General features: G+C 64.2%; 15 protein-coding genes. 13 read left to right on the top strand and 2 right to left on the bottom strand.

What is annotated here, in order from left to right:
- Window positions 1-7: 7 nt before the first annotated feature.
- From AB1555_05270 to AB1555_05210, 13 genes are all read left to right on the top strand, one after another.
- Window positions 8-580, top strand: a complete 573-nt coding sequence (locus tag AB1555_05270; protein MEW6246105.1) for a type II secretion system protein — start codon at window positions 8-10, stop codon at window positions 578-580.
- 131 nt (window positions 581-711) lie between these two features.
- Window positions 712-2,010, top strand: coding sequence for a glutamate-5-semialdehyde dehydrogenase (locus AB1555_05265; GenBank protein ID MEW6246104.1), 1,299 nt, complete (start codon window positions 712-714; stop codon window positions 2,008-2,010).
- Between the two features lie 8 nt (window positions 2,011-2,018).
- Complete coding sequence (locus AB1555_05260) at window positions 2,019-3,806, top strand: hypothetical protein (protein ID MEW6246103.1); 1,788 nt, start codon at window positions 2,019-2,021, stop codon at window positions 3,804-3,806.
- Window positions 3,807-3,967: 161 nt separating this feature from the next.
- Window positions 3,968-4,543 carry a bifunctional pyr operon transcriptional regulator/uracil phosphoribosyltransferase PyrR gene (gene pyrR / locus AB1555_05255; GenBank protein ID MEW6246102.1) on the top strand — a complete coding sequence of 192 codons (576 nt, stop codon included), beginning with the start codon at window positions 3,968-3,970 and terminating at the stop codon, window positions 4,541-4,543.
- A gap of 12 nt (window positions 4,544-4,555) precedes the next feature.
- Window positions 4,556-5,476: an aspartate carbamoyltransferase catalytic subunit gene (locus tag AB1555_05250; protein ID MEW6246101.1), complete on the top strand. Its 921-nt coding sequence runs from the start codon at window positions 4,556-4,558 to the stop codon at window positions 5,474-5,476.
- Between the two features lie 125 nt (window positions 5,477-5,601).
- Window positions 5,602-6,897: a dihydroorotase gene (locus AB1555_05245; protein ID MEW6246100.1), complete on the top strand. Its 1,296-nt coding sequence runs from the start codon at window positions 5,602-5,604 to the stop codon at window positions 6,895-6,897.
- The gene (locus AB1555_05240) at window positions 6,894-7,421 is read left to right on the top strand and encodes a DUF4149 domain-containing protein (GenBank protein ID MEW6246099.1); all 528 of its coding nucleotides are present in this window, start codon (window positions 6,894-6,896) and stop codon (window positions 7,419-7,421) included. Before AB1555_05245 ends, AB1555_05240 begins: the two co-directional genes overlap by 4 nt.
- Window positions 7,421-8,617: a glutamine-hydrolyzing carbamoyl-phosphate synthase small subunit gene (gene carA / locus AB1555_05235; protein MEW6246098.1), complete on the top strand. Its 1,197-nt coding sequence runs from the start codon at window positions 7,421-7,423 to the stop codon at window positions 8,615-8,617. The genes AB1555_05240 and carA overlap by 1 nt, the downstream gene beginning before the upstream one ends.
- On the top strand, window positions 8,610-9,578 hold the full coding sequence (gene sppA, locus AB1555_05230) for a signal peptide peptidase SppA (GenBank protein MEW6246097.1): 969 nt from the start codon (window positions 8,610-8,612) through the stop codon (window positions 9,576-9,578). The genes carA and sppA overlap by 8 nt, the downstream gene beginning before the upstream one ends.
- 61 nt (window positions 9,579-9,639) lie before the next feature.
- Window positions 9,640-10,575 carry a M48 family metallopeptidase gene (locus AB1555_05225; protein ID MEW6246096.1) on the top strand — a complete coding sequence of 312 codons (936 nt, stop codon included), beginning with the start codon at window positions 9,640-9,642 and terminating at the stop codon, window positions 10,573-10,575.
- A 72-nt stretch (window positions 10,576-10,647) separates the two neighbouring features.
- On the top strand, window positions 10,648-13,920 hold the full coding sequence (carB, locus tag AB1555_05220) for a carbamoyl-phosphate synthase large subunit (GenBank protein ID MEW6246095.1): 3,273 nt from the start codon (window positions 10,648-10,650) through the stop codon (window positions 13,918-13,920).
- Between the two features lie 90 nt (window positions 13,921-14,010).
- A complete protein-coding gene (gene greA / locus AB1555_05215; protein ID MEW6246094.1) occupies window positions 14,011-14,487 on the top strand; it encodes a transcription elongation factor GreA in 477 nt (158 codons plus the stop codon).
- A 37-nt stretch (window positions 14,488-14,524) separates the two neighbouring features.
- Window positions 14,525-15,322, top strand: a complete 798-nt coding sequence (locus tag AB1555_05210; protein MEW6246093.1) for an SAM-dependent chlorinase/fluorinase — start codon at window positions 14,525-14,527, stop codon at window positions 15,320-15,322.
- 20 nt (window positions 15,323-15,342) lie between these two features.
- On the opposite strand, the gene lhgO is transcribed toward AB1555_05210, so the two are convergent.
- Window positions 15,343-16,542 (bottom strand): L-2-hydroxyglutarate oxidase, encoded by a 1,200-nt coding sequence (gene lhgO / locus AB1555_05205; protein ID MEW6246092.1) that lies wholly within the window; start codon window positions 16,540-16,542, stop codon window positions 15,343-15,345.
- A gap of 29 nt (window positions 16,543-16,571) precedes the next feature.
- Entirely contained in the window at window positions 16,572-17,951 is a 1,380-nt protein-coding gene (gene bioA, locus AB1555_05200; protein MEW6246091.1) for an adenosylmethionine--8-amino-7-oxononanoate transaminase, read from the bottom strand.
- Window positions 17,952-18,028 lie beyond the last annotated feature (77 nt).

Raw genomic sequence — 18,028 nt, 5'->3', positions numbered from 1 at the left:
GCGCAGCATGACCAACGTCCGGTCGGATTGTCTCGCCAACACGCGGGGAGCGACGTACCTCCTGGCCATGTTCTCGGTCGTGCTGATCGGCATCTCGCTCTCCGTTGCGGCCAAGCAATGGAAGATCATGGTGCAGCGGGAACTGGAAGCCGATCTCCTGGCCAAGGGCATCGAGATTCAGAACGCCCTCGCTCTCTATTCCGCCAAGATGAAAGCCGGCCGCGTGATCCCGGGCGAGGTGTACCCTAATTCCTTGGCCGACCTGACCCGACAACCCAAGCCCGTCCTGCGGAAAGTCTACCTGGACCCTGTGGGAAGGGGAGAATGGGAGCTGGTCCGCGCGCCGACCGGCGGGATTATGGGCGTACGGAGCCGGAGCAAGGCCAAGCCGCTCAGGAAGCACGACTTTCCTCTCGCGGTGCGACACTTCGAGGGGCTGCCGACCTACCATGATTGGGTGTTTCAATATCCGAGTCCCTCCGCAGGCTCGCTCGTCCCGCTCCAACCCGGCATCGTGCCGAACCCGGCTGCCGTTCCTCAGCCGCAACCGCCGCCGTCGACTCCGGCTCCATCCGGCTAGCGCACCCTTGAACGGAACCTTGACGGCGTTCAAGAGGGGAGGGTATTCTCCCTTCGCATTGCGCGCGATCAGCCGAAGACTGAGCGGCCGATCACCGTGCATGAGCCGACTTCTCGAGTCCCGGAGGAACAATGGAAACACCGGCTGCCGCAACCGATCAGGAGATCGCCCCGAAGTCACCGGAAGACTATGTCGCGGAATTGGTCCACAAGGCCAGGGCGGCGGCCGGGCGGTTGGCGACCTTGTCGACCGACGCGAAGAACCGAGCCCTGACGGCCATGGCCGAAGCCCTGGAAATGAAGGCCGAGGAGATCCTGGCAGCCAATGAGAAGGACCTCGACGCCTTCGACCCGGCGCCGGAGCGGAAGGCCATGGCCGATCGCCTCCGGTTGACGCCCGAACGGATCGCCGAGATGGCGGCCGGCATTCGCGAGATCGTCAAGCTGCCGGACCCCCTCGGCGAAGTCCCCAAGATGTGGCTGCGACCCAACGGGATGCAAGTGGGACGGGTCCGCGTCCCCATCGGAGTCATCGGCATCATTTACGAAGCCCGTCCGAACGTCACGGCCGACTCCGCCGCGCTCTGCCTCAAGTCCGGGAACGTCTGCGTGCTCCGCGGAGGATCGGAAGCGATCCACTCGAACACGGCGATCGCGGCGATTCTCGCCGAAGCGGCGGAGAAGGAAGGCGTGCCGGCCGGCGCCGTTTCGTTCGTCGATCGGCCGGATCGGGAGATCGCGGTGGCGCTGCTCAAACAGGACCGGTACATCGACCTGATCATCCCGCGCGGCGGGGAGTCGCTGATGCAGACCGTCCGCGAGCACTCGACGATCCCAGTCATCAAGCACGACAAGGGAGTCTGCCACATTTACGTGGATGCGGACGCCGATCTGGCTCTGGCCGAGCGGATCTGCTTCAACGCCAAGGTCCAGCGGCCGTCCACCTGCAATGCGATGGAGACGCTCCTGGTCCATCAAACCAGCGCACGGGCGCTGTTGCCCGGCCTGATCCCCAAACTCCAAGCCGCGAAGGTGGACGTGCGGGGCTGTCCCAAGACCTGCCAGCTCGTTCCGGAAGCCACGCCGGCCGGAGACGACGACTACGGCAAAGAGTTTCTCGATCTCATCCTGGCGGTCAAAGTCGTGAAGAATATGGATGAGGCGATGGACCATATCGCGAAGTACGGCTCGCGCCACACGGAAGCGATCATCACCACCGATTACAGCCGGGCGATGCGGTTCCTCCGGGAGGTCGATGCCGGCGCGGTCTTGGTCAACGCCTCCACGCGACTCAACGACGGCTACCAATTCGGGCTCGGCGCGGAGATCGGCATCAGCAGCTCCCGCATTCACGCGCGCGGCCCGATGGGGCTGGAAGAGTTGACCTGCTTTAAGTTCATCGTGTTGGGAAGCGGTCAGATCAGAGAGTGACGGGTTCAGTGGACGCCGTGGTTCATGCCGCCCTTTCACGTCCCGGCAACGTCACTTTTCCCGCGAATCTCCCCTACGTTCAGGATCTCGCCGCGGCCGGCGGGCGCTACGGCCGGCGGCCGAGCGGGCACCTGATCTTCTACGAGCGAGCCGGACGCCGGTTTCTCGCAACCGATCCGGACGGCAACCCGCTGCATGAATGCGAGTGGGAGATCACGTCGGCGGGCAACGCGCGGCTCGTCCGCGCGCGGTTCCAACTCGATTGGGGCCAATGGGTGGGCCTGAAGCCGGCCGGCCTCGTGCACGCCACGACCCTCGATCTCTCCCGCAAACCGGGCTGGGAACGACTGAAAGCGGACGATCTGCGTCAGATGGCCGCGCAGGCGATGGGCGTCCCGCTCGAGGAAGTCCGTTTTTTCTACGGGGACGACGACCTGGTCATCGATACGCGCGGCCTGGCGACCATCCGGCACAAAAAAGACGCCTTCTACGTACTGGACGGCGGCGGTTTCGAACGGGCCCGGTTCATGTCCTGCATGGGCGCGATGCACTGGGACCGGATCGATTTTCTGCCCGTGGTCGAACTGTTTCAATCCCTGCTGCCCGGAACCGGATCCGCCGCGTTCGAGTTCATCCGCGGACTGTACGACGATCAGAATGAGGGCCGGCCGAATCCGCTGGCGCTCCGCTACCGCGGGATTCCGACCTATCCATCCGAGGCCGCGTTCCGGTTGTTCAGCGGATTTTTTACGCCGACCGCGCCCGGCGGGCAAGACCCCTTCCCGATTTTTATGAACCCGTCGCGATCACATGAGGTCGCATGGCTGCCGGCGCCGGACCCGCCGCGGCGCTATTTCGACTCCGCGCGTCAGCTCTGCGTCACCATCAAAGGCGAGACCATCCAAAAGGTCACGGTCGCCGACGATCCAACGGGACTCCCGTACGTCAAGCCTCCGCCGCGCGGCCTCGCGCCCTACGCCCGGAGCGCCGAGGTGTCGAACGGGGTGCTGGTCCTGCGCGACGGCGAGCGCCGGGCCACGTTCCCGCTCAATTCCGCCTGGGGAGCCATCCGCGACTGCTCTCAGCCTCCAGGAGTGGGGACGGCACCCTGGGGATGGAGGGACCTCTTCCAGGGGTCTCCGCCGACGGTTTCCGCCGCCGAGGCGTTCGGCTCGGTGTTGCTCTATCCGGACGACGAGACGGAAATCGACGAAGCGGCGTCGCAGCCGTTTGTTGCCGATTTCCTGCAGGACCTCGCCGAAGACGCTCAGCCGCTCGCATCCCGTCTCGCCCACGCCGCCGCCGTTTTGATCGACAACTTCGACGCCGGTCTCGGCGCCTGCATCAAGCCGGACCGAGCGCGAAACTATACCGTGCTGTACCGCCGTCCGGCGCTGGCTCAGAAGCACGCCCAGCTCCTGTGGAACCACGCGGCTTCGGCCGGCCGGCAGTGGGAAGCCGTCAAACGGGTCGCTTTCTTCCCCGCGGAGGCCTGCCGCAAGGCGGCGTACTCCAAGCAGTATGACATGATCTATCACTGGGTGCCCTTTTCCGACTTCGACCACCCCGACGCGCTTCGCGACGCGATCCGCGGTCTTGCAGGCGCGCTCACCCCCGGCGGGCTGGCATTCGTGGCGGGGCCGCCGATATTGGGTCATCTCGCGAGGGCCTATGCGCTTGAACTGCTTCAGGAGGAACCGGTAGAAACCCTGCCGACGTTCCGGATGCACCGGACCATTCTCCCGAAGGCTCGCCTCAAACCGGGCTTGACCCTGGTGCAGACGAGAAAAGGCTAGCTCCGGCCTTGACAGCCTCCGGCCGAACCCGATAAGATGCGCTCACCTTTAACGCTCATCCAGTGAGGTGAGCAAGGAGTGCGGCCCATGAGGATCGGCCCGGCGGGTCTTACCCGACCGACAACCACCTTCTCATCGCTCGTCGATGGGAAGGTTTTTTTATGCCCGGAAACCGCATGACGACGGGCGCGCGGACGGACAAACCGCAGGAGCGGCCGGTCATGGACGCGGGCGATATCGCGCGCGCCCTCACCCGCATCGCCCACGAAATTCTCGAACGGAACAAAGGCACCAAGGAACTGGCGCTGGTCGGTATCCGCACCGGTGGCGTGCATCTCGCGCACCGCCTGGCCCGACGCATTCTCGACATCGAAGGCGCGCAGGTGCCGATCGGGGAACTCGACATCACCCTGTATCGGGACGATCTCGCCCTGCGCAAGGATCAGCCGGTGCTGCGGAAGACGTCCGTGCCGTTCAACATCTCAGACCTGAAGATCGTCCTGGTCGATGACGTCCTGTTCACCGGGCGCACGACCCGCGCCGCCATGGACGGCTTGATCGACCTGGGCCGGCCGGCTGAGATTCAACTGGCCGTGCTCGTCGACCGCGGGCACCGGCAACTGCCGATCAAGGCCAACTACATCGGCAAGAACATTCCCACGTCGCGGGACGAAATCGTCAAGGTGCTGCTCGAAGAAGAAGGGGAAGAGGACCGAGTGGTCATCCTGAAGGCGTAAACGGAGGGAGCCGTGAGCCTCAAGCGCAAAGACCTGCTCAGCCTCGCGACGTTGTCCGTCGACGAGATCATGCTCATCCTGGAAACGGCCGATTCCTTCAAAGAGGTGACCGGACGGGAAATCAAAAAGGTCCCGGCGCTCCGGGGCAAGACCGTCGTGAACCTGTTTTTCGAGCCCAGCACCAGGACCCGCACCTCCTTCGAGTTGGCCGCGAAGCGTCTCAGCGCGGATGTGATCAATTTCTCGCCCTCCGCCAGCAGCGTGGTCAAAGGCGAGACGCTGCTCGACACGGCGCGCAACATCGAAGCGATGCAGGCGGACATCATCGTCCTGCGCCACCAGGCCGCCGGCGCGGCGGAAACCCTGGCGCGCAGCGTCAAGTCCTCCGTCATCAACGCCGGCGACGGGTGGCATGAACACCCGACGCAGGCGCTGCTCGACCTCTACACGATTCGCGAGCGAAAACTGCCGTTCAAGGGGCTGCGCGTGGCGATCGTCGGCGACGTGACCCATAGCCGGGTGGCGCGGTCGAACATCTATGCTTTGACCAAGCTGGGCGCGGAGGTCCGAGTCGTCGGCCCGCCGACGATGCTTCCTCCCGCCGTGGACCGGATGGGCGCCCGCGTCTACTACAACCTGGAAGAGGCCTTGCGCGGCGTGCAGGTGATCATGATGCTTCGCCTGCAATTGGAACGGCAGGGCCGGGCCCTGTTTCCCACGATCCGGGAATACTCGCGCCTGTACGGGCTCACGGCCGAACGGGTGAAGTTGGCCGAGCCGGGCGCCATCGTCATGCATCCGGGCCCGATCAATCGGGGCGTGGAGATCGCGCCGGAGGTCGCGGACAGCCTGTCCTCGGTGATTCTGGACCAGGTCGCCAACGGCGTGGCCGTGCGCATGGGCATCCTGTATCTGATGTCGGGAGCGAACTGAAAAAGATGTCATCTGTTGATCTGACGATCTGCTGATTTGTCGATTGGATGATTTCAATCCCATAATTCAGCAGATCATCAGATCAACAGATCGTTAGATAGATCTTTCAGCAGCGCGAGTGAAGCGTGACGATTCTGATCAAAAACGGGCACGTCATCGATCCGGGACGGGTGAACGGCGTGGCGGACATCCTGATCGAAGAGGGGAAAATCGCCGCCGTCGGGCGACACCTCTCCGCTCCGCGGTCCGCGACGGTCCTCGACGCGACGGGCCGCTTGGTCCTGCCGGGGTTTGTGGATCTCCACGTCCATCTGCGGGAACCGGGGTTCGAATATAAGGAAACGATCGAAACCGGAACGGCCGCGGCCGTCGCTGGCGGCTTCACGTCCGTGTGCTGCATGCCCAACACCGATCCGGTCAACGACAACCAGTCGATCACGGAATTCATCCTGGAGCGGGCGCAGGCGGCGGGGAATGCGCAGGTGTTCCCGATCGGCGCGATCACCAAAGGGTCCGAAGGAACAGAATTGGCGGAGATCGGCGATTTGCGGCGGGCCGGCTGCGTGGCCATCTCCGACGACGGTCGGCCGGTCATGAACAGCCTGATCATGCGCCGGGCGATGGAATACGCGCTGGCGTTCGATCTGCCGGTGGTGGACCATTGCGAAGACCTACACCTTGCGGAAGGCGGCTGCATGAACGAAGGCCTCGTGTCCACGGAGTTGGGCCTGCCCGGCATTCCCGCAGCAGCGGAGGACATCATGGTCGCCCGCAACCTGGCTCTCGCGGAGTTGACCGGGGCGCGGCTGCATCTGGCACACATCAGCACGGAGGGGTCGGTGGGCATGGTCCGCGAGGCGAAGGCACGCGGGATCCGGGTGACCGCGGAAGCCTGCCCACATCACTTTTCGCTGACGGAAGAAGTCTGCCGCGGCTACAACACCCATGCGAAGATGAATCCTCCGCTGCGGACCTGGCGGGACGTGCAGGCCGTCAAAGAGGGCCTGCGGGACGGCACCATCGACGTGATCGCCACGGATCATGCGCCGCATGCGCCGCAGGAAAAGCAGCAGGAGTTCGCGGAGGCGCCGTTCGGAATCGTCGGCCTCGAAACCGCGCTGCCGTTGACGTTGGCGTTGGTGGAGGAGGGCGTGCTGACGCTGGACGCTGCCGTCGCCAAGTTGACCGTGGCGCCGGCCAAGGCGTTCGGGCTGGCCAAAGGCACGTTGGCGCCGGGCGCCGATGCGGATGTCACCCTTGTCGATCCGCAGGCCCAATGGGAAGTCGATCCGACCCGCTTCCGCTCGAAAAGCCGGAACACGCCCTTCGCCGGGTGGAAGGTGAAAGGCCGGGTGACCACGACGCTGGTCAACGGACGCGTGGTCTACGAACTGAAGCCCGTGGAGCCAGAGGCGCGGTGAGCCGTGGGTTGCGCTGGAGCCTGGTCGCCTGCCTGACCCTGGAATTCACGGCATTGGGTGTCTGGACGGGCGGCCTCGTCGTGCTGGTCGCAGCGGTGATTCCGTCCGTCTTCAATACCTTCGGCGGGCAGGATGTCGGCGGTTTATTTTTGACCCGCTCGTTCGAAGGGTATAATCGCCTGGTGCTCGTCGCCATCGCGGTCTTGATGGTAGGAGCCGGCTGGCGGACGTGGATCGGGCGACAGGGAGTGCCCGTTCTCTCCGCCACCTGCGCCGAATGGGTGCTGCTGGGCACAATGGCGTCGGTCGCCGCCGTGATCGTGTTCGGGCTGCATCCCAAGGCTGCGGCCTTACAGGCGCAAGCCTTCGCGGCTCAAGGCGAAGAGGCGCGCAAGGCGGCGTTTGCCGCCTTCTTCCGGTTGCATTGGCCGGTGCGCATCCTGTACCTGTTAAACCTGGGATTAGGGATCGTGCTGATAACCGTGAAAGTGCGGAGCTGGCTCCGCCCGCAGGGGAACGCGTGATGAAGAAAGCCGTGCTGGCATTGGCCGACGGAACCATCTTTGAGGGCCGCGCCTTGGGCTATGAGGGCGAAACCGTCGGGGAAGTCGTGTTTAACACGGCCATGACCGGCTATCAGGAGATCCTGACCGATCCTTCGTACAAAGGCCAGATCATCACCATGACCTGCCCGCATATCGGGAACTACGGCGTGGCGCCGGAGGATGTGGAGTCTCGGCGCGTTTGGGGAGAGGGCTTTATCGTCCATGAGGCCAGCACGCTGGCGAGCAACTGGCGAAGCCGGGCCACGCTGCACGAGTATCTTCGCGAGGCGTGTATCGTCGGGATCGAAGGGATCGACACCCGATCCCTGACCCGGCACCTCCGTGAGCATGGCTCGCAGCAGGGCCTGATCTCTCACGTGGACTTGGACCCTCGACGGGCGGTCGAAAAAGCCGGGACCGCACCGAGTATTATCGGACGAGACCTGGTCGCGGAAGTGACCTGTCGCGAGCCCTATGACTGGACGGAGGGATCCGGCCCGTGGGCGCCCAACCCGGCCGGCAACGGGCAGGTTGCGGGTAGCGGGAGCCCGGTGCCGCGGAACAGACCGTGGCGCGTGGTCGCCTATGATTTCGGGGTCAAGCGGAACATTTTGCGGCGGCTCGTCGATGTGGGCTGCGCCGTGACGGTCGTGCCGGCCTCGACTCCGGCTCAGGCCGTGCTGGCGATGAAGCCCGACGGTGTCGTGCTGTCCAACGGTCCGGGCGATCCGGAAGGGGTACCCTACGCGATCGAAGCGGTCGGGCATCTGATCGGCCGGGTCCCGCTGTTCGGCATCTGCCTCGGTCACCAACTTCTCGGCTTGGCCCTCGGCCTGCGCACCTACAAGCTGAAGTTCGGACACCACGGCGCCAACCACCCGGTGATGGACCTGCGAACCAAAAAGGTCGAGATCACGTCGCAGAACCACAACTTCGCCGTCCAGATCCCGCACGGCACGGATCCCGTTCCCGCTCAGCCGCCGATCGTGGAGACGACCTGCGGGCGGGCGGCGATCACGCATCTCAGTCTGAACGACCGGTCCATCGAAGGACTCGTGTGTCTGGATCAGCCGGCCTTTTCCGTGCAATATCATCCCGAGGCGTCTCCTGGCCCTCATGATTCGGCCTATCTGTTCGAAGAATTCGTGCATCTGATGGAGAACGCTCATGCGTAACAGGCTCCGTACCTGCGTCGGTCTTGTCGCCTTTCTCGCGGTTCCGCTCCAGTTCGGATGCATTACGATCAATCTGCCGCCTCCGCCCGGCCCCCTGGAAGAAGTCCAGGTGAGCGGCGCCGGCGATGCCAAAGTCCTGCTGGTCGATCTGTCCGGCATCATCAGCTCCCAGGAACAGGACGGCTTCATCTCGCGCCCCAGCCTGGTCGCGACGTTGAAGGAAGAGCTGACGAAAGCCGCCAAGGACGACAAGGTGAAAGCGGTCGTGATCCGGATCAACAGCCCCGGGGGAACCGTCACCGCGTCCGACATCCTGTATCACGAATTGAAGGCCTTCAAGACCTCCCGGAAAATCCCGATCGTGGCGTCGATTCTGGATGTGGGCGCCTCCGGCGGCTATTACATCGCGGCCAGCGCGGACGCCATTCTCGCCCATCCGTCCTCCGTGACCGGCAGTCTCGGCGTCATCATGCTGACCATCAACGCGCGCGGCCTGCTCGAAAAAGTGGGCGTCGAAGCGACCGCCGTCACGTCCGGCCCGCGCAAGGACATGGGGTCGCCGTTCCGCGCGATGACGCCGGAAGAGCGCGCGATCTTCCAAGGGGTCATCGATTCCTTCTACCAGCGGTTTCTGACGGTGGTCCAGGAAGGCCGGCCCAATCTGTCCATGGACCAGATCAAGAAACTCGCCGACGGGCGGATCTATTCCGGGGAGCAGGCCAAAGCCGTCGGGCTGGTGGACGACGTCGGCTATCTGGAGCAAGCCATCGAGACGGCGAAGAAGCGGGCCGGGCTGACGGACGCGCGGGTCGTGGTCTACCGGCGCCCGGGGGAATATCAGAACAACATTTACTCGCGACTGTTCGGCGCGGGCGACGGGCTCGCAGCGATGGCGAACCTCGACCTGCTCTCGCTGGTGCGCGGGGGCACGCCGCAATTCATGTATCTATGGATGCCGTAACACAGGGCGTGATGGGTGACGCGTGGCACCCGTTACATTCCCGGAGCAACGGGACCCGGAGATGCGTGAGGGAAGACACGTGGAGTTAGCCGTGTCCGTAGGCCGGCGGGAGCTGCTGCGCCTTGGCGCGCAGACGGTGCTGGGGATCGTGGCCGCCGGGGGCATCCTACCATATCTGGTCGGATGCGTTCGCGCGCCCGGCACGGCGCGCGACCAGCTCATCTTCCTCTCGGAGGAAAAAGAGATCGCGATGGGCGTCAGCGCTTTCCGCGAAGTGCTGCGCCAGACCCGGTTGAACGAAAATCCCGAGATCAACGAGATGGTTCACCGGGTCGGCCAGCGGATCGCCGCGGTCGCCAACAAACCCGAGTATCACTGGGAGTTCGCGGTCATCCAGGACGATCGCGTGATCAACGCCTTTGCGCTGCCGGGCGGCAAGGTCGCCGTGTTCACCGGTATCCTGAAGATTACGCAAAACGAGGCGGGACTCGCGACCGTGATGGGGCACGAGGTCGCCCATGCGCTGCAACGGCACGGCGCCGAACGGATGAGTCGCGGGATTCTCGAACAGATCGCCCAGGTCGGCGCCCTGGCCGGGGCCGCGACCGGCGCCGTCAATCCGAGCGTCGCCATGGGCGCCATGGGCGCCTACGGCGTGGGAGTGTCGCTGCCGTTCAATCGCAAGCAGGAATCGGAAGCCGATTACATCGGCCTCCGCCTGATGGCGCAAGCCGGATACGACCCGCGCGAGGCGGTGGCGTTCTGGGAGCGGATGAGCGGCTGCCCCCGGCAGATGATCGGCAAACTGTGCTTTCGCTCCCAGCAGGCCATTCCGGAGTTTCTGTCCACGCACCCCTCAGACGTGACCCGGATCAACCAGATCGAGGCCTGGATCCCGGAAGCCATGCGTTACTACCGGCCGGCGGAGGGCCTTGAGCCGGTTCACCCCCGGGAACCGTATCAACCACCGATCGGACCGATGCCGAAGACCGGATAAGCAGCGAACAGCTTGCAGCACACAGCGAATAGCCACCGGCTGTTGGCTACTCGCTGCTCGTTAGGAAGCGCCATGCCGAAACGAACCGACATCGAGACCATCCTGCTGATCGGCTCCGGCCCGATCGTCATCGGGCAGGCCTGCGAGTTCGATTATTCGGGCACCCAGGCCTGCAAGGCCCTCAAGGAAGAGGGCTACCGGGTCGTGCTGATCAACAGCAATCCGGCAACCATCATGACCGATCCCGAATTGGCCGATCGGACGTATGTCGAGCCGATCACGCCGGAGGTCGTGGAGCTCGTCATCGAGCGGGAACGGCCCGATGCCTTGCTGCCCACGATGGGCGGGCAGACCGCGTTGAATACGGCGATGGGCCTGGCCAAGCGGGGCACGCTCGAGAAATACGGCGTTCGACTGATCGGCGCTTCGGCGGAGGCGATTCACAAGGCGGAGGACCGCGACGCGTTCCGCCAGGCCATGTGGCGGATCGGGCTCGCCGTTCCCGCCAGCGGGATCGCCACATCCCTCGCCGAAGCGGAGCGCCACATCGAGCGGATCGGATTTCCGGTGATCGTCCGCCCCTCCTTCACGCTCGGCGGCACCGGCGGCAACATCGCCTACAACATCGAGGAGTTCCGCCGGCACGTCGAATGGGGCCTGGCGATGAGCCCGGTCCGGCAGGTGCTCATCGAGCAATCGGTGATCGGGTGGAAAGAGTTCGAACTGGAGGTGATGCGCGACCTGAAAGACAACGTCGTGATCGTGTGCCCGATCGAGAACGTCGATCCGATGGGGGTGCACACCGGAGACAGCATCACCGTGGCGCCGGCCATGACCTTGACCGACAAAGAGTATCAAGTGATGCGGGACGCGGCGGTCCGGATCATCCGCGAAATCGGCGTCGATACCGGGGGCTCCAATATCCAGTTCGGCGTCAATCCGGACACCGGCGAGATGGTGGTGATCGAGATGAATCCCCGCGTCTCCCGCAGTTCGGCCCTGGCCTCCAAGGCGACCGGTTTTCCGATCGCCAAGATCGCGGCCAAGCTGGCGGTCGGGTATACCTTGGATGAGATCACGAACGACATCACCGGCGTGACGAAAGCCTCGTTCGAGCCGACGATCGACTACGTGGTCGTCAAGATCCCGCGCTTCGCGTTCCAGAAATTCCCCGGCGCGGATCCGGCGCTGACGACGCAGATGAAGTCGGTGGGCGAAGCCATGGCGATCGGCCGGACCTTCAAGGAAGCGCTGCAGAAAGCCGTCCGTTCACTGGAAGTGGACCGGTTCGGCCTGACTTCGGCATTCGGCCTCGACCGCGGAGTGCCGGAGGGAATCAATCGCGACGAGACGGTGGACCGCGTGAGAGCCCTGCTCCGCACGCCGCATCCGGACCGCCTGTGGCGGCTGGCCGACGGGATGCGGCTCGGGATGACCAACGAGGAGTTGTACGGCTTGACGAAGATCGATCCGTGGTTCCTCGAGCAGATTCGGGAGATCCTCCGGTTCGAGCAGCGACTCGCCGGCGAGGGCCGGGCGGCCATCGACTCGGCCGATCAGGAACTCTTCCGGCACGCCAAAGAACTCGGGTTTGCCGACGAGCGTCTCGCGCAATTGACGGGCTTCGACGCGCAGGAGATCCGGATTCGGCGGATGAGCGACGGAACCTCCGATGCCCGTCCGGCGGTCACCTACAAACGGGTCGATACCTGCGCCGCCGAGTTCGAGGCCCACACGCCCTACCTGTATTCCACCTATGGTCGCGAGTGCGAAGCGCGGCCGACCTCCAAACGCAAGGTCGTCATTCTGGGCGGGGGACCCAACCGGATCGGGCAGGGCATCGAGTTCGACTATTGCTGTGTCCACGCCGCGATGGCGCTGCGCGAGGAGGGCGTGGAAACGATCATGGTGAACTGCAATCCCGAGACGGTCAGCACCGACTACGACACGTCGGACCGTTTGTATTTCGAGCCGTTGACCGAAGAAGATGTGCTGAATATCGTCCACCGGGAACGTCCGCTCGGCGTGGTCGTCCAGTTCGGCGGACAAACCCCGCTGAAACTCTCGGTGCCGTTGGCGCAGGGCGGGGTGACGATCCTGGGAACCGGTTCCGACGCGATCGACCGGGCGGAGGACCGGGAACGATTCCGGGACCTGCTGAACACGCTCGGCCTGCGCCAGGCGGCGAGCGGCATGGCGCGCTCGATCGACGAAGCCGTGAAGGTCGCGCGGGAGATCGGCTACCCCGTGATGGTGCGCCCCTCCTATGTCCTCGGCGGGCGAGCGATGCAGATCGTGCACGACGAGGCCGGCCTCCTGGCCTATGTGGGGTCCGCCGTCAAAGCGTCCCCCAAGCATCCCGTCCTGATCGACAAATACCTGGAAGACGCGATCGAAGTGGACGCCGACGCGATCTCCGACGGCCGCACGGTCGTCGTGGCCGGCATCATGGAGCACATCGAAGAAGCGGGCGTCCATTCGGGCGATTCGGCCTGCTCGCTGCCCCCGTATACCCTCGATCGGAAGATGGTCGCGGAGATCCGACGACAGATGACGGCGCTGGCGTTGGAATTGGGCGTCATCGGCCTGATGAACGCGCAGTTCGCGGTGAAGGACGGCATGCTGTATGTGCTCGAAGTGAACCCGCGGGCGTCGCGCACCGTTCCGTTCGTGAGCAAAGCGATCGGCGTCCCCCTCGCCAAATTGGCGATGAAAGTGATGTTGGGCAGGAGCCTCAAGGACCTGCGTTTTACCGACGCCCCGGCGCCCACGTATGTGTCGGTCAAAGAAGCGGTCTTCCCGTTTACGAAATTCGCCGGGGTCGATGTCCTGTTGGGACCGGAGATGAAGTCGACCGGCGAGGTCATGGGTCTTGACAGCGACTTCGGGTGGGCCTTCGCCAAATCCCAGGCCGGCGCCGGTGCCATCTTACCCACAGCGGGCCGAGCCTTTATCAGCGTGAAGGAACAAGATCGCCCGGCCGCCTTCGAGGTCGCGGCACGGCTCGAGGCGCTCGGTTTCCAGATCGAAGCCACCAGAGGCACCGCCGCCTATTTGCGCGAGCGAGGGCTGCCTGTCGACACCGTCAATAAGGTGAAAGAAGGCCGGCCGCATATCGTGGACCATATCAAGAACGGGGAGATTTGTCTGGTCGTCAACACGGTCAGAACCGCCTCGTCGCAAGCCGATTCCGTCTCCATCCGGCGCGAAGCGCTCCACAAGAACGTCCCCTATTACACCACGATGCGGGGGGCGCGCGCGGCGGTGATGGGAATCGAAGCCATGATGAAAAAGGAATTGGCGATCCGGTCGTTGCAGGAGTATCACGCGAGGCCTCAGCGCTGAAACGCGAGACTGGCGCGACTGGCAAGTCTCGCTTTTCGCGCACGTCTCGCCGGCTTGAGGGATAGCTGGGCGTCAAGGTCCGGAGGGAGCATGCCGACACCGATCACCAAAAAAGGGTATGAGGCGCTGAAAGCCGAACTGGACCGGCTGCGCAAGGTCGAGCGGCCGAAGGTCATCGAAGCGATCGCCGAAGCCAGAGGGCACGGCGATCTCAGCGAAAACGCCGAATACGAGGCCGCGAAGGAGCGGCAGGGGTTCATCGAAGCGCGCATTGCGGAGCTGGAGCGCAAGCTGGCGGACGCGCGGATCATCGACACCGCGAACCTGTCCGGCGACACTGTCGTCTTCGGCGCGACCGTCGTCCTGATCGAACAGGCATCCGGGGAAAAAAAGCAATACATCCTCGTCGGCCAGGATGAGGCGGATCTCAAGAACGGGAAAATTTCGGTTCAATCGCCCGTCGGCAAGGCGCTCATCGGCCGCCGTGTCGGCGAGCTGGTCGAAGTACAAACGCCCGCCCGCCTCGTGGAGTACGAGATCATCGAGATTCGATTCGACGAACTGTAAACAGGTGTGACGCGTCACGCGTCACGGTCTTAAGACGATGCCTCCTGCCATTTCCATCATCACACTGCTCACCGACTTCGGTGACCGTGACTACTTCGTCGCCAGCGTGAAAGGGGTCATCCTCGGGATCAACCCGCAGGCCCGGATCGTCGATCTGTCCCACCAGGTCACCTCCCACCAGATCGAAGAAGCGGCGTATCTGTTGAAGTCCTGTTACCGCTACTTTCCCGAGGGGACCGTGCACGTGGCCGTGGTCGATCCAGGCGTCGGCAGCCGTCGACGGCCGTTGCTGGTCAGCAGCTCGCGCTACTTTTTCGTCGCTCCGGACAACGGATTGCTCAGCTATATCTATCAGGAAGAGACGAACGTCGAAGTGCGGCAGATCGAGAATCGACAGTACCGGCTGGAGTCGGAAGGGGCGACATTCGACGGCCGCGATCTCTTCGCCCCGGCGGCGGCGTGGCTGACGAAGGGTATGGCCCTCGGGTCATTCGGCCGGCTGATTCGCGACCCTGTCCGGCTCCCGATCGTCGAGCCGGCCTGGGACCAACAGGTCATGACGGGGCGGATCGTCTATGTCGACCGGTTCGGCAACCTGATCTCCAATCTTTCGTCCGCGCACGTGAAAGAAGTCCGAGGGGTAACCAAACGCGATCCGATCATCCGCCTCGCCGGAATCACCATCGAGGGCCTGGTCGACAGCTACAGCGAAGGCACGCCGGACCAACCCCGCGCGCTGATCAACAGCAACGGCCAACTTGAAATCTTCCTCAAAGAAGCCAGCGCCGCCGAGCGGCTGAAGGTGGGCAGAGGCGAACGGGTCGACGTGTTCTGACCGCGCACCAGCCGCGGCCTTCAGCCGGTCAGCGCGCGAATCCGATCGCACACGTAGCCGGAGAACGGCAGCGCGCAGGTAAAGGCCGGAGACACGGCGTTCAACACATGGACGGAACGATGATCGCCTTCCACGACAAAATCCATCTCCAAGCGTTTCTTTCGGACATCCAACAGTTGCGCGCGAATACCCGGATCTCCCCACTGCCGGAAATGGCGCCACTCGACGCCTTCGACCAACTCGGCCGCCAAGGCGACCATGCGTGAGCGGGAATATTTCGCCATCTCGCTCAGCGCCAGCCGCGCGAAATCGAACCGGGAGTGCATCAGCAGTCCAAGTCCTCGCCACGTCACTTCGAGCAACTCGCCCGGCCGAAAATTGGCGAGCCCCCGATAGTGTTCCCGCCAGAGGGCCGGAATCGCGGTGGGCCCGATCTTGACCCGGCCGGATACGGTCACGGTGAAGTGCACCCCGAGGAAGGGATTGCGCAAGTCCGGCACGGGATAAATGTTGGTGCGAATCGCCCCGGGAGGCTCGCTCGAATACAGGTACAAGCCTTTGAACGGCAGAATCCGGTAGTGTTCCGAGAACCCGAAGTCCCGGGCGATCTTATCGGCGTAGAGACCCGCCGCATTGACCAGGTACCCGGCCTCGTACGTCCCCCGATTCGTGCGCACCTGCCGATCGTTCCGGCCCACATACGCCGTGCCGTGATGAATCTGAATCCCTTCCGCCACCGCGTCCGCTTGCACGGCGTTCACGACCGCCGCGGGATCGACGGTCGAGGTCCGGGGCGAGAACAGCGCCCGTCGGTACGTCTTGACACGCGGCTCGATCGTCTTCGCCTCCTGTTCGGTCACCTCCTCCAGCGCGATCCCGTTCGCGCGGCCGCGCCGGAGCAACTCGTCCAGCGCAGCCAGTTCGCCTTCCTGTTTGGCCACCACGAGCTTGCCGCATTTGTTGAGCGGCAGCTTCTTGTCTTCGCAGTACGCCGTCAGGTGTTCATTCCCCAGCTTGGTGAATGTGGCCTTGAGACTGTCCGGGGAGTAGTAAAACCCGGCATGGAGCACGCCGCTGTTGCGGCCGCTGGCGTGCACGCCGCACACCGGCTCTTTCTCGATCAGGACGACCCGGGCGTCAGGAAACCGCCGGCGCAGTTCCCGCGCGATACTTAATCCGATGATGCCGCCGCCGATCACCAGAAAATCGCTCGTCACCATGCCGCCATCCCCGAGGCGATCGCCGCCGCTCAACCCTTGCCGGTCGCACCACCCACCGCTCGGATGGATGCGCCGATGATCGACACCATACGGACCAACGCCGCGCGAGGAGTCGAGAGCGGCGGCATCAACACGACCACGTTCCCCAGCGGGCGGATCAGCAGTCCGCGCCGGCGGGCCTCCATTGCGACCCGATGTCCGATTCGCATCTCCAACGGGTAGGGTTCCCGCGTTGCGCGATCCTTGACCAACTCGATTCCCACCATGAATCCCCGTTGGCGAATGTCGCCGACATGGGGCAGCTTCGCCAGAGGGCGCAGCAACCGCTTCAGCGCCGCGATCTTCGAGCGCAGGTGAGCCAGCGTCCGTTCCTCGCGGAAGACCTCCAGATTCGCCAGGGCCGCGGCGCAGCCGAGCGGATTGCCGGTGTAGCTGTGTCCGTGAAAGAACGTTTTCCAGTCCTCGTACCGGCCTAAGAACGCCCGATAGATCTCCTCCGTCGCCAAGGTCGCCGCCAGCGGCATATAGCCGCCGGTCAGACCTTTGCTGATCGCCATCAGGTCCGGCGTGACGCTCTCCTGCTCGCAGGCGAACATCGTCCCCGTCCGGCCGAAGCCCGTCGCCACCTCATCGGCGATCAAGAGGACGCGATATTTCGTGCAGAGGTCGCGGACGCGTTTCAGATAACCGGGCGGCGCCGTAATCATCCCGGCCGCCGCCTGCACGAGCGGCTCGATGACGAAACCGGCGATGTCCCGGTGTCGCGCCTTGAGCACCTGCTCGATCGGGTCGAGACAGGCCATCCCGCAAGACGGATAGGCGAGTTTCAACGGGCACCGATAACAGTAAGGCGCATCGGCGGTCAGCGTGGGAAAGAGGAGCGGAGTGAACCGCGCGTGAAACGTCTCGATCCGGCCCACGCTCATGGCGCCGACCGTATCGCCGTGGTAGGCCAGCGTCAGATGCAGGAAGGTGTTCTTCGGACGGACGCGGGGTCGACGTTGCTGCCAATACTGCACCGCCATCTTTAGCGCGACTTCCACGGCCGTAGAGCCGTCGTCCGAGTAGAACACGCGGGTCAAGCCGCGGGGCGCGAGACGGACCAACTCGCGCGCGAGCCTGATGGCCGGCGGATGACTGAGCCCCAACAGCGTGCTGTGCGCGATGCGCGCGAGTTGGTCGCGGATCGCCCGGTCCAACACCGGGTGGCGATGACCATGGACGTTGACCCAGATGGACGACACGCCGTCCAGATAGGGGCGCCCATGCGCGTCGATGAGGTAGGGCCCCTTGCCGCGCTCGATGATGATCGGCGTCTCGCGCTCCCATTCCCGCATTTGGGTAAAGGGATGCCACAGATACCTCCGATCCCACCGGGTCAGTTGATCAGCGTCGGAACGTGACTTCATGAACGGGAATCGGCCCAGGCGTGCCGACCGCCGAACGGCGGTCGAGGCGATCGAGCGCTCGGAACGACGAGCGAATG

It is taken from the genome of Nitrospirota bacterium (genome assembly GCA_040755395.1).
GTDB lineage: Bacteria > Nitrospirota > Nitrospiria > Nitrospirales > Nitrospiraceae > DATLZU01.
This window is presented reverse-complemented; position numbering and strand designations above follow the sequence as displayed.